At 66.6% G+C, this 11,549-nt stretch carries 11 protein-coding genes; 4 read left to right on the top strand and 7 right to left on the bottom strand.

What is annotated here, in order from left to right; translation table 11 throughout:
- Nucleotides 1-503 precede the first annotated feature (503 nt).
- From IFT71_RS08375 to IFT71_RS08355, 5 genes are all read right to left on the bottom strand, one after another.
- Nucleotides 504-980 (bottom strand): glutathione peroxidase, encoded by a 477-nt coding sequence (locus IFT71_RS08375; protein ID WP_183935409.1) that lies wholly within the window; start codon nt 978-980, stop codon nt 504-506.
- On the bottom strand, nt 977-1,573 hold the full coding sequence (locus tag IFT71_RS08370; RefSeq protein WP_192140160.1) for a GNAT family N-acetyltransferase: 597 nt from the start codon (nt 1,571-1,573) through the stop codon (nt 977-979). Before IFT71_RS08370 ends, IFT71_RS08375 begins: the two co-directional genes overlap by 4 nt.
- Before the next feature lie 10 nt (nt 1,574-1,583).
- Nucleotides 1,584-2,297, bottom strand: coding sequence for an ABC transporter ATP-binding protein (locus IFT71_RS08365; protein WP_042467156.1), 714 nt, complete (start codon nt 2,295-2,297; stop codon nt 1,584-1,586).
- A complete protein-coding gene (locus IFT71_RS08360) occupies nt 2,290-3,540 on the bottom strand; it encodes a lipoprotein-releasing ABC transporter permease subunit (protein WP_031396032.1) in 1,251 nt (416 codons plus the stop codon). The genes IFT71_RS08365 and IFT71_RS08360 overlap by 8 nt, the downstream gene beginning before the upstream one ends.
- 478 nt (nt 3,541-4,018) lie before the next feature.
- Entirely contained in the window at nt 4,019-6,493 is a 2,475-nt protein-coding gene (locus tag IFT71_RS08355; RefSeq protein ID WP_192140158.1) for a TonB-dependent receptor, read from the bottom strand.
- Nucleotides 6,494-6,735: 242 nt separating this feature from the next.
- Between IFT71_RS08355 and IFT71_RS08350 the strand changes: the two genes are divergently transcribed.
- The gene (locus IFT71_RS08350; protein ID WP_192140156.1) at nt 6,736-7,200 is read left to right on the top strand and encodes an Hsp20 family protein; all 465 of its coding nucleotides are present in this window, start codon (nt 6,736-6,738) and stop codon (nt 7,198-7,200) included.
- Nucleotides 7,201-7,587: 387 nt separating this feature from the next.
- Here the strand turns inward: IFT71_RS08350 and IFT71_RS08345 are convergent, their stop codons facing one another.
- Nucleotides 7,588-9,222, bottom strand: coding sequence for a CTP synthase (locus IFT71_RS08345; protein WP_031395051.1), 1,635 nt, complete (start codon nt 9,220-9,222; stop codon nt 7,588-7,590).
- 84 nt (nt 9,223-9,306) lie between these two features.
- Entirely contained in the window at nt 9,307-9,699 is a 393-nt protein-coding gene (gene secG, locus IFT71_RS08340; protein ID WP_031395050.1) for a preprotein translocase subunit SecG, read from the bottom strand.
- Nucleotides 9,700-9,934: 235 nt separating this feature from the next.
- Between secG and IFT71_RS08335 the strand changes: the two genes are divergently transcribed.
- From IFT71_RS08335 to argC, 3 genes are read left to right on the top strand one after another with little or no spacing between them, the layout of a single operon-like run.
- Complete coding sequence (locus IFT71_RS08335) at nt 9,935-10,252, top strand: MarR family transcriptional regulator (protein WP_031395049.1); 318 nt, start codon at nt 9,935-9,937, stop codon at nt 10,250-10,252.
- Nucleotides 10,191-10,622 (top strand): hypothetical protein, encoded by a 432-nt coding sequence (locus IFT71_RS08330; RefSeq protein ID WP_244654805.1) that lies wholly within the window; start codon nt 10,191-10,193, stop codon nt 10,620-10,622. The genes IFT71_RS08335 and IFT71_RS08330 overlap by 62 nt, the downstream gene beginning before the upstream one ends.
- Nucleotides 10,619-11,548 carry an N-acetyl-gamma-glutamyl-phosphate reductase gene (argC, locus tag IFT71_RS08325; protein ID WP_192140154.1) on the top strand — a complete coding sequence of 310 codons (930 nt, stop codon included), beginning with the start codon at nt 10,619-10,621 and terminating at the stop codon, nt 11,546-11,548. Before IFT71_RS08330 ends, argC begins: the two co-directional genes overlap by 4 nt.
- Nucleotide 11,549: the final 1 nt, after the last annotated feature.

Genomic DNA, 11,549 nt, shown 5'->3' with positions numbered 1-11,549 from the left:
CTGCCTACAGTTACCACCCCGGCGGAGGCCGGGGCCCAGTGGGGGGACGTTGCTCACTGGGGTCTGCGCTTCGTTACTGTGGCCTTTCCAACTGGGCCCCGGCCTTCGCCGGGGTGGTAGGAAAGGAGGTGGGAGTCCGGGCTGGGTCCCTGCCTTTGCGGGGGAACAGTCTTTTCGCGAGGGTGCTCCCCACAAGCACCTCCCCGGCGGAGGCCGGGGTCCAGTTGGGGGACGTTGCTGACTGAGGTCTGCGCTTCGTTACTGTGGCCTTTCCAACTGGGCCCCGGCCTTCGCCGGGGTGGTGGAAAGGAGGTGGGCGCCCGGGCTGGAGTCCTGCCCTTGCGGGGGACCAGTCTTGTGGTGCGGGTGTCGCCCACAATTACCACCCCGGCGGAGGCCGGGGTCCAGTTGGGGGACGTTGCTGACCGAGGTCTGCGCTTCGTTACTGCGACCTTTCCAACTGGGCCCCGGCCTTCGCCGGGGTGGTGGCGCGAGCCGAAGTGTTAGAGCAGTTTTTCGATGTCGGTGCGGATGTCGGCGGGTTTGGTGGTGGGGGCGTAGCGGTCGACCACTTTCCCCGCGCGGTCGATCAGGAACTTGGTGAAGTTCCATTTGATCGCCTTCGAGCCGAGGACGCCGGGGGCGTCCGATTTCAGGCGGTCGAACAGCGGGTCCGCCTCGCCGCCGTTGACGTCGACTTTCGCAAAGACGGGGAAGGTCACGTCGTAGGTGAGCGTGCAGAAGTTCGCGATCTCCGCCGCGTCGCCGGGTTCCTGTGCGCCGAACTGGTTGCAGGGGAAGGCGAGAACCTCGAACCCGCGATCGGCATAGTCGCGGTGGAGCGCCTCGAGCCCTTCATATTGCGGGGTGAAGCCGCATTTGGACGCGGTGTTGACGATCAGCAGCACCTTGCCGGCATAGGCCGCGAGCGACGCGGGGGTGCCGTTGGCGGCCTTCACGGTGAAGTCGGTGATGGTCATGCGCGGTCCTCGTGTCGGGCGAGCAGATAGGTCAGGTTCTGACGGACGCCCGGCCATTCGTGCGCCAAAATGCTGTAGACGATGGTGTCGCGCAAGCGGCCGTCGGCCATCACCTGATGCCCGCGCAACACGCCGTCGCGTTTCGCGCCGAGCCGCTCGATCGCGGCCTGTGAGCGCTTGTTGAGGCTGTCGGTGCGGATCTGGACGCATTCGCAGCCGAGCGTGTCGAAGGCGTGGGTCAGCAGCATCCGCTTGGCCTCGGTATTGACGCCGGTGCGCTGGACCGCGGTGGCGTAGAAGGTGCCGCCGATCTCGAGCCGCTTGTTGGCCGCGCTCATCCGCATGAAGCGGGTGCTGCCGCGGACGATACCGTCCACCACCACCGCGAAGACCCGCGCGCGGCCAAAATCCTGCTGCTCGAACGCCGCCGCGAGCCAGCGATCGGGCGCCTTCATCAGCGCGACATTGGCGTAGAACAGGTCCCACAGGCCGTCCGCCGACGCGGCGGCAACGAGCGCGTCTTTGTCCGCCGCGACCAGCGGGCGGAGCGTGACGTGACGCCCGACGAGCGTCGGTGTCGCGTCCCAGCTCATGCCAGACCGCTCAAGCCAGCCGGCCCTCGTGCAGCCGGAACACGCGGTCCATCCGCGCGGCGAGCCGTTCGTTGTGGGTCGCGACCAGCGCCGCTGTGCCCTGTTCGCGGACCAGCCGGACGAATTCGGCAAAGACGATGTCCGCGGTATGCTCGTCGAGATTGCCGGTCGGCTCGTCCGCCAGCACGAGCGCGGGCTTGTTGGCGAGCGCGCGGGCGACCGCGACACGCTGCTGCTCGCCGCCCGAGAGCTGGCTGGGGCGGTGCGTGAGGCGGTGGCCGAGCCCGAGCTGGGTCAGGAGTTCGGCCGCGCGCGCATCCGCCTGCGCGCGCGTCGCGCCGTGGACGAGCTGTGGCAGGACGACATTCTCGGTCGCGTTGAAATCGGGGAGGAGGTGATGGAACTGATAGACGAAGCCGAGGCTGTCGCGGCGTACCACGGTGCGCTCATGCGCGTTGAGCTTCGACGCCTCGGTGCCGGCGATCTTGATCGATCCCTGGAAGCCGCCTTCGAGCAGCCCGACCGCCTGGAGCAGCGTCGACTTGCCCGAACCCGAGGGGCCGAGCAACGCGACGATCTCGCCCGGTGCGATTCCGAGGTCGATGCCGCGCAGCACGTCGATTGTCGCGCCCCCTTGCGTGAAGCTTTTGGTCAGGCCGCTGGTCTGCAGGACATAGTCGTACGCCTGCGCGCTGCGCCGCTCGATCGGAAGGCCATTATTCATAACGCAGCACCTGCACGGGGTCGGTACTCGCCGCCTTCCAGGCCGGATAGAGCGTCGCGAGGAAGCTGAAGATCAGCGCCATCAGCGCGATCACGATGATCTCGACCGGATCGGTCTTCGACGGGAGTTCGGTCAGATAGCGGATCGAGGGATCCCAGAGATTCTGCCCCGTCACAAGCTGGACGAAGTTCACGACGCCCTGGCGGTAGAACAGGAAGACGAAGCCGAGCCCGAGCCCGGCGAGCGTGCCGAGCGCGCCGATCGTCGTGCCGACGACGATGAAGATCCGCATCAGCCCGCCGCGCGTCGCGCCCATCGTCCGGAGGATCGCGATGTCGCGAGTCTTGGCGCGGACCAGCATGATCAGCGACGACAGGATGTTGAACACCGCGACGAGGATGATGATCGACAGCACGGTGAACATCGCGACGCGCTCGACCGCCAAGGCCTCGAACAGCTGCGCGTTCATCGTCCGCCAGTCCTGGATGACCGCGCGGCCGCCGATCTTCTCGGCGAGCGGCCGCAGGATCTCGCCGACCTTGTCCGCATCGACGGTCTTCAGCTCGACCATGCCCGCGGCGTCGCCCATCAGGAGGAGCGTCTGCGCATCCTCGATCGGCATGATGATATACGCCTTGTCGTAGTCATAGACGCCGATCTCGAAGATCGCGCCGACCTTGTAGCTGACGATGCGGGGGACGGTGCCGAACGGCGTGGTCTGGCCCTGCGGGCTGAACAGCGAGATGTCCGAGCCGACCTGCGCACCGAGCGACTCGGCGAGCCGCGAGCCGATCGCGATCCGGCCGGACCCTTGCGTGATCGACTGGAGCGACCCCATCAGCACCTTGTCCTGGATCGTCGAGTTGCGGCGGATGTCGTCGACGCGCATGCCGCGGACCAGCACCGCCTCCGCGCGGCCGTTATAGGTGGCGGCGAGCGGCTGTTCGATCAGCGGTACCGCGCTGGTGACGCCCGGAGTCGCTCGCGCCTGTGCGACGATCTCGCGCCAGTCGGGCATCCGGCCGCCGAGCGGCTGGACCACCGCATGGCCGTTGAGCCCGACGATCTTGTCGAACAGCTCGGCGCGGAAGCCGTTCATCACGCTCATCACGATGACGAGCGCGGCGACGCCGAGCATGACGGCGACCAGGCTGATCGAGGCGACGAGGAAGATGAACGCCTCGCCCTTGCCCGGCAGCAGATAGCGCCGGGCGATCATCCGTTCATAGCGTGACAGGATCATGGGTGCGGGGGTTCGATCGTTAGAAGAGATGTCCATCGGCTCTAGGACGCGGCCCCGCGCGAGGCAACCATGGCCGCGTCTGGATTGGTCTGTTGCGGATTCGACACAGCCCCCTGCCAATCGTGTGGCGCGCCCCGCAAACAGGGTGACAAACACCACGCAATTACTTAGCAAAAACCTCGCTGAGACACAGGCAACGGCCGTGGTTCGGGGAATGCTTTGACGCCGCACCGAAGGTGCAGAGCGGAAGCGACAAAATGGGGGCTGACGAGCGATCGTCACGCAGGCGCCCGGATCGGAAACGGTCCGGGCGTTTGCTTGTCCGGGCCATTTTCCTTACAACGAATACACTATTCGCCGTTCCCGGAACCCCCGAAGTGCAACAGGCACCGGACGAAGAGTGGGAGCTTCCAATTCTCACCCTTCGCCCGGATCTCTCTTTATAGCAGATAGAGTAGAGCAGCGTTTGTGAACCGTATCAGAACGAGCGCGAGATCGTGACGCCGTAGGTGCGCGGATCGCCCGGCTGGCCGACGACAAGCCCCGTGCTGCCCGATTGCAGCGCGAGCAATTCGTAATAATCCTTGGCGAAGACGTTGCGGACCCAGCCGAAGACGTTCAGCCGGTCCTCGCCGCGGAACCCCAGCCGGACATTGCCGAGCGCATAGCCCTTGATGTCGGTATAGGCCGAGGCGGACGGGTTGGACGAGAAGGTCGAGCGGTAGCTGCCGTCATAGCCCAGATAGACCTGGCCATCGAGACCGCCGATCCGCGCGGGCAGGTCGTATTCAGCGCCGTAGGAAAAGGCCCATTTGGAGATGCCGGGCAGACGCTGGCCCGAAATGTCGCAGTTTGCGGGGCTGATCCCGCCCGGGGTCCCTGCCGGGCTTGGGCTCTGGCCAGCGGTCGCGGTGGTGCCGCCCGACAGTTCCGGCGGGCATGGCGCATCGACGAAGCGGACATATTTGGCGTCGGTATAGGCGCCGTTGACGTAGAGGTTGAAGCGCGAGGTCGGGCGGAACGCCGAGTCGAATTCGAACCCGCGCGTCCGCACCTTGCCCGCATTCGCCAGATAGCCGCGCAGGACGCCGAGCTGGCCGTTGGTGACGGTCGCCTGGTAATCGTTGATCTCGGTCCAGAAGCCAGCGAGGTTGAGCGTCACGCGGCGGTCGAGGAACTGGGTCTTGAGGCCGAGTTCGTAATGGTTGACCGTCTCGGGCTTGACCGTCGCCGAGGCGAGGATCGGGTTGTTCGCGCCGTCGAGCGGGAGCCCCGACAGGTTGATGCCGCCCGATTTGTAGCTGCGCGCATAGGTCGCATAGGCGTGGATGTCGGGCGCGACGTCATAGGCGAGTGTCGCGTCGCCCGACACGTTCCAGTCGTCGAAGGCGGGGGTGTAGACCTGGGGCGCGAGCGTGCTGCAGCGGTCGCGCGTGACCGAACTGGCGGCCTGCGCGGTGGTCGAACAGTTGAGCACCGCCCCTGCCCCCGCCCCCGTCCCTGTCGTCACGACCGAGACGTAGGAGCCGGTCTTCCTGTCGTAATTGACGCGCAGGCCGGGGGCAAAGGACAGCTTGTCGGCGATGTGCCAAGTCACCTTGCCGAATCCGGCCGCGGACGTGTTCTTGAAGCCGATCGTGTTGGTCGCGGTCAGGCCGTCGAGTACCGCGGGGTTGGATGCGTTCGCGCTGGTCGGGTTGAGCAGATAGCGGCTCGCGGCCCCCCCCTGGACCTGCAACCCCTGCGTGTCGATCGTCTGGTGGAAGTAGAACAGCCCGGCGACGTAATCGACGGTGTTGCGGCCGTTGGACGAGAGGCGGACCTCCTGGCTGACCTGTTCCTGCTGCGAGGGATTGGCGGAGACCGAGGTGATCGGCAGGCCGATGAAGTCGCGGTCGTTCGACGGCTTCCAGTCCCAGATGCGCCATGCGGAGACCGAGGTCAGCGACACGGGTCCGAGATCCCATTCGGCGAGCAGCGCGGCGCCGCCCAGCTCCTGCCGCGCGCGCAGCGGGGTGTCGAGATCGGTTACGCGGTCGAACGCGTCGCGCGACGGCGGGGTGTAGTTGAGCGCGGCGGCGAGCGCGTCATATTGCCGCGACACGGGCCGCTGCGTGGTGCCGACGCGTGCGAAGATCTGCGCGCAACAATCGGGGTTCTGGTGATTATAGTCGCCCGACAGCGTGAGATCGAGATTGCCGGTCGCGTGCCAGAAGAGCTGGCCGCGCAGGCTCTGATTGTCCTGCGCGTTGACGTCCTTGCCGGTGCGGAGATTGCGGATCGTGCCGTCGCGCCGGGTGATCGACGAGGACAGGCGGATCGCGAGCCGGTCGTCGACGAGCGGGCCCGATACCGACGCCTTGGCCTGGACGAAGCGGAGATTGCCGGTGGTGAGCTCGATCCGCGCCTCGGGGGTGAAGCTGGGCTTGCGCGTGTAGATGTTGATCGCGCCCGCGGTGGTGTTCTTGCCGTAGAGCGTGCCCTGCGGCCCGCGCAGGATCTCGATCCGTTCGGTGTCGGTGAAGTCGAACGTCGCCGACGCGATGCGGCTGTAATAGACCTGGTCGACATAGATGCCGACCCCCTGTTCGATGCCGTCATTGGTAAGGCCGAACGGCGCGCCGAGCCCGCGGATGTTGGCGGCGGAGTTGCGCGGGTTGGTCGAGTAGAATTGCAGCGTCGGCTGAAGCTGCGTGATGCGGTTGACGTTGTACGCGCCGGTGTCGGCGATCGCCTGGCCGCCGATCACCGACATCGCGATCGGCACGCTCTGGATCGTCTCCGCGCGGCGGCGTGCGGTGACGACGATGTCTCCCCCGCCCTGCTGTGCCGCGCCGAGCCGGCCGGTGTCGCGCTGTGCGTCCTGCGGCGCGGGTGCGGCCTGATCGGCGGGTGTGGGCAGCGGTGATGCGGCCGCCTGTGCGGCGACCAGCATCGCGAAAATATGGGCCATAATCGTCTCCCTTGAACCTTGGCGCTAAAAGTCCATTGATTTGGTGGGATTTCAATCGGGAACGGCTTTGCGGGCGCAAAGCTGCGCTATCGGGGGCCTGGAAAAAATCTTGGCGGGGCGATCTTGAAGGTTTTTGCGGGGTGACCAGATCACTGCCGCACGGCGCCTGATGGGCCGTGTGCCCGGGCCGCGCACAAGCGGGCCAGGGCTGATGTTGGATTGCTCAAGACGAGGATTTGACCATGCGACTCGACCTTACCCCCTATCGCCGCTCGACCGTCGGGTTCGACCGGCTGTTCGACATGATCGAGACGAACGCGCGCGCCACGACGTCCGACAATTACCCGCCGTTCAACCTCGAGCGGATCGCGCAGGACCGTTACCGCATCACGCTGGCGATCGCCGGCTTCTCGCGCGACGAGATCGCGATCACCGCGCAGCAGAACCTGCTGCTGGTCGCGGGCAAGAAGGAGGAGCGCGCGCCCGAGGGCCAGCTGCTCCATGTCGGCATCGCCAACCGCTCGTTCGAGCGGCGGTTCGAGCTGGCGGACTTCGTGCTGGTGGAGGATGCGCGGCTGAACGACGGGCTGCTGGTGATCGACCTGGTCCGCGAGGTGCCCGAGGCGATGAAGCCGAAGAGCATCGCGATCAAGACCGGCGCGCCGCTGGCTGCGGTCGATACGGTTGCTGTCGATCAGGCTGCCTGATTTCTGGTCAGCGCTGTGGGGCGTCCGGATCCTTGGGGTCCGGGCGCCTTTTTTGTGTCTGGGGTTCGGAGTTGGAAGAATTTGTTCGCGCGGAGGCGCGGAGGCGCGGAGGCGCGGAGGCGCGGAGATTTTCTTGGCCGCGTTGCGGCCCTCATGAATTCCTGCGCGAACCGGAGTGAGGCCGACTGCGATAGGCCAAAAATGCACTCCGCGTCTCCGCGTCTCCGCGTGAACACATTCTTCTGTTCGGATCGGGCGCAGCGAGTTTTGTTCGCGCGAAGGCGCGAAGGCGCGAAGGCGCTAAGAGTTTGGGTCCCTTTGCGCCTTTGCGCCTTCGCGTGATCGATATTTCTCTTTGGCGGGCGCCCGTGAGGGCGCCCGGTCGGGTCAGACGAGGCGGCTCTGTTTGACCGCGGCTTCGATGAAGCTGGCGAACAGGGGGTGCGGGTCGAAGGGTTTGCTTTTGAGTTCGGGGTGGAACTGGACGCCGACGAACCAGGGATGGTCGGGACGCTCGACGATCTCGGGCAGCGTGCCGTCGGGCGACATGCCCGAGAAGACCAGACCGCCCTGTTCGAGCACGTCCTTGTAGCCCGTGTTCACCTCATAGCGGTGACGATGGCGTTCCGAGATGTCGGTGCCGCCATAGATCGCCGCGACGACGCTGTTGCCGTCGAGCTTGGCGTCATAGGCGCCGAGCCGCATCGTGCCGCCGAGATCGCCCTCGGCCGCGCGCGTCTCGAGACCCTCGCGGCCCATCCATTCGGTGATCATGCCGACCACCGGCTTGTCGGTCGGGCCGAATTCGGTCGACGAGGCGTCGGGCACGCCGCCGAGACCGCGCGCGCCCTCGACGCAGGCCATCTGCATCCCGAAGCAGATCCCGAAATAGGGGATCTTGCGTTCGCGCGCGAACTTGACCGAGGCGATCTTGCCCTCCGCGCCGCGTTCGCCGAACGCACCGGGGACGAGGATCGCGTCGCAGGGCTCGAGCTGGCCGGCGATGTCGCTCTCGGCATTCTCGAACAGCTCGGCGTCGATCCAGCGGACGTTGACCTTGACGCGGTTGGCGATGCCGCCGTGGACGAGCGCCTCGTTGAGCGACTTGTACGCATCCTGCAGCCCGACATATTTGCCGACCACGCCGATCGTGACCTCGCCCTGCGGATTGGTCAGCCGGTCCATGATCTCGGTCCAGCGCGACAGGTCGGGCGCAGCGGCGGGTTCGATCCCGAACGCGCGCAGCACTTCGATATCGAGGCCCTCGCCGTGATACTGGAGCGGCACCGCATAGATGCTCTTCGCGTCGAGCGCGGGGATGACCGCGCTGGCGGGGACGTTGCAGAACAGCGCGATCTTCGCACGCTCCGACGGCGGCAGCGGGTGTTCGCAGCGGCAGACGAGCACGTCGGGCTGGACGCCGAGGGCGGCCAGTTCGCGGACCGAATGCTGGGTCGGCTTGGTCTTCAGCTCGCCCGCGGCGGCGATATAGGGGACGAGCGTGACGTGGATGCTGATCGCCTTGCCGCGCCCTTCCTCGTTCTTCAGCTGGCGAATCGCCTCGATGAAGGGGAGCGATTCGATGTCGCCGACGGTGCCGCCGATCTCGCAGAGCACGAAGTCGACATCGTCGGTCTCGGCGCGCGCGAACGCCTTGATCGCGTCGGTGACGTGCGGGATGACCTGCACCGTCGCGCCGAGATAGTCGCCGCGGCGTTCGCGGGCGATGATCTGCTGATAGATGCGGCCGGAGGTGACGTTGTCCGACTGGCGCGAGGGCACGCCGGTGAAGCGTTCATAGTGACCGAGGTCGAGATCGGTCTCGGCGCCGTCGTCGGTCACATAGACCTCGCCGTGCTGATAGGGCGACATCGTGCCGGGATCGACGTTCAGATACGGATCGAACTTCCGGATCCTGACGCTGTAGCCGCGTGCCTGGAGGAGGGCGGCAAGCGATGCCGCCATGAGACCTTTACCGAGCGACGATACCACGCCCCCGGTGATGAAAATGTACCGAGCCATGGGAAGAGTCTCGTAGCGTGTGTTGGGGACGAACGACAAGCGCCCGCGGATCACGCAGGGCGCTTTTGTCGGCGAATGGAGTGTTTAGCGGGCGAGCGGGACCGCGCCATTGTCGGCAGGCGCCGGTGCGGCGGCGCCGGCATTCTCTGCACCACCGGCGAAGGGTGCCGCATCGCCCTTGGGCTCCGCGGTCGGAACCGCGGTGGCGGCGGCGGCGGGCGTGCGGGCGAGCGACGTGTCGATGTCGGTGCTGCGGTGATTCGCCGCGAGGATCGCGAGCAGGATCGAGAACAGCACGAACATCGTCCCAAGCACGCCGGTTGCGCGCGTCAGGAAATCGGCGGCGCCGCGGGCCGACATCAGCCCCGAGGGACTGCCGCCCATGCCCAGACCGCCGCCTTCCGACCGCTGCATGAGGATCACGGTGACGAGGGCGGCCGCGATGATCGCGTGGATGACAAGCAGGAAGGCGAACATTGCGCGGAAAACCCCGGAACTTTTACGAAGCCGCGCACATAGGCGAGCCGGCGGCAACGATCAACCGCATCCCGGGCTCCGGATATCGCACGCGACACCGAAACACACGGAAACAAGCCGTGCGGGCGGGCGTTGTGACAGCGTAATGACGTTCCTTAACGGGACGTAGACCCTGAAATTCAGATGGCGGATCAACGCTGTGGCATCAATGGCAGTCAATACTCTATCGACGTGGATGACGGCTCTGGTCGATTATGTCCGTTCGGGTGAACCGGATCTGACCAATCGCCAGATGGCGCTTTTGCTGCTCGTCTATCTCAAACCCGGCCCGCATACGGTGCGCGGTCTGGCGCGTGCACTGAACGTATCGAAGCCGGTCGTCACGCGCGCCTTGAACAGATTGGGTGCCCTCGGCTATCTGCGCCGGCAACGCGACGATAGCGACAAGCGCAACATCTTCGTCGCGCGGACGAGTGAAGGGGCAGATTTTCTTGAAGAATTCGGGCAGTTCATCGGCGATAACGACGCCGCGCCCCGCGCCGCGACAGCCTGACGGCGTCATTCAGCCGCGTGATTCTGCCGACTCGCGTCGCCAGAGTTTCGCGCTGACCGGGCGTTCGGTCGATCTCGACCTGCGCACGCACGCGGTCCGCCGCGACATTGCCGACATCCGCCTCGCCGAGCATGTCTTTGCGCCGCATTATGCGGTGCCGATGATCCGGCTGGTCGCGCGCACCGCGACGCTACGCGCGGGCCGCGACACGGCGAGCGAGCCGGTCACCGCGCTGGCGGTCGGCGACACGATCGAAGTGCTCGAGATTGCGGGATCGTCCGCCTGGGGGGTCGCGCAGCCGCACGGCCTGGTCGGCTATGTCGAGATCGACGCGCTCGACCTGCCGGACAGCAAGGCGGTGGCGGCATGACCGCGACGGTGTTCATCGACGGTGCGGCAGGCACCACCGGGCTCGAGATCCGCGACCGGCTCGCCGGGCGGTCCGACATCCAGATCGCGTTGCTAGACGAGGCGAACCGCAAGGATCCCGCGGCGCGGCGCGCGGCGCTCAACGATGCCGATTTCGTCATCCTCTGCCTGCCTGACGATGCCGCACGCGAAGCGGTCGCGCTGATCGACAATGACCGCACGCGGGTGATCGACGCGTCGAGCGCACACCGCGTCGCGCCGGGCTGGACCTATGGGTTCGCCGAGCTGCCGGGACAGGCGGCGCGGATCGCCGCGGCGACGCGCGTGTCCAACCCCGGCTGCTATCCGACCGGCTTCCTCGCGCTCGTCGCGCCGCTGGTCGCGGCCGGGCTGCTGCCGGCGGGCCATCCGCTGAGCGTCAATGCGACGTCGGGCTATTCGGGCGGCGGCAAGGCGATGATCGCCGAGTTCGAGGGGGCCGACGCCACCCCGACCGCGTTCCGCGCCTATGCGCTGGGCCTTGCGCACAAGCATATCGCCGAGATGACGCAGCATGCCGGGCTGACGCATGCGCCGATCTTCGCGCCCGCGGTCGCCAACGCCTATCGCGGGATGGTCGTCGAGGTGCCGTTGCACCTTCATGCCCTGCCCGGCCGGCCGACGCTGGCGGCGGTCGAGGACGTGCTGCGGCACGCCTATGACGGCGCGGCGCTCGTGAGCGTGGCGGCGGGCGATGCGGCGGCGATCGCGATCGAGGAAAATGCCGGAACCGACCGGTTGACGTTGCGCGTCTGCGGCAACGATGCGACCGGTCATGCGCGGCTGGTCGCGACACTCGACAATCTGGGCAAGGGCGCCGGCGGCGCCGCGGTCCAGAACCTCAACATCATGGCCGGGGTCGACCCGGTCGCCGGTCTGGTTTCGTAAG

Origin of the sequence: Sphingomonas sp. CFBP 13733 (assembly GCF_014841795.1) — a bacterium.
In the GTDB taxonomy this organism is placed as follows: domain Bacteria; phylum Pseudomonadota; class Alphaproteobacteria; order Sphingomonadales; family Sphingomonadaceae; genus Sphingomonas; species Sphingomonas aerolata.
Note: the sequence above shows the minus strand (reverse complement) of the source record. Positions and strands in the feature narration are given on the sequence as shown.

Coding starts and splice junctions, on each gene's coding strand:
- IFT71_RS08365 (WP_042467156.1), bottom strand. CDS start 2,297: ATGAATAATGGCCTTCCGATCGAGCGGCGCAGCGCGCAGGCGTACGAC.
- IFT71_RS08335 (WP_031395049.1), top strand. CDS start 9,935: ATGACGGCTCTGGTCGATTATGTCCGTTCGGGTGAACCGGATCTGACC.
- IFT71_RS08355 (WP_192140158.1), bottom strand. CDS start 6,493: ATGGCCCATATTTTCGCGATGCTGGTCGCCGCACAGGCGGCCGCATCA.
- secG (WP_031395050.1), bottom strand. CDS start 9,699: ATGTTCGCCTTCCTGCTTGTCATCCACGCGATCATCGCGGCCGCCCTC.
- IFT71_RS08375 (WP_183935409.1), bottom strand. CDS start 980: ATGACCATCACCGACTTCACCGTGAAGGCCGCCAACGGCACCCCCGCG.
- argC (WP_192140154.1), top strand. CDS start 10,619: ATGACCGCGACGGTGTTCATCGACGGTGCGGCAGGCACCACCGGGCTC.
- IFT71_RS08370 (WP_192140160.1), bottom strand. CDS start 1,573: ATGAGCTGGGACGCGACACCGACGCTCGTCGGGCGTCACGTCACGCTC.
- IFT71_RS08350 (WP_192140156.1), top strand. CDS start 6,736: ATGCGACTCGACCTTACCCCCTATCGCCGCTCGACCGTCGGGTTCGAC.
- IFT71_RS08345 (WP_031395051.1), bottom strand. CDS start 9,222: ATGGCTCGGTACATTTTCATCACCGGGGGCGTGGTATCGTCGCTCGGT.
- IFT71_RS08360 (WP_031396032.1), bottom strand. CDS start 3,540: ATGATCCTGTCACGCTATGAACGGATGATCGCCCGGCGCTATCTGCTG.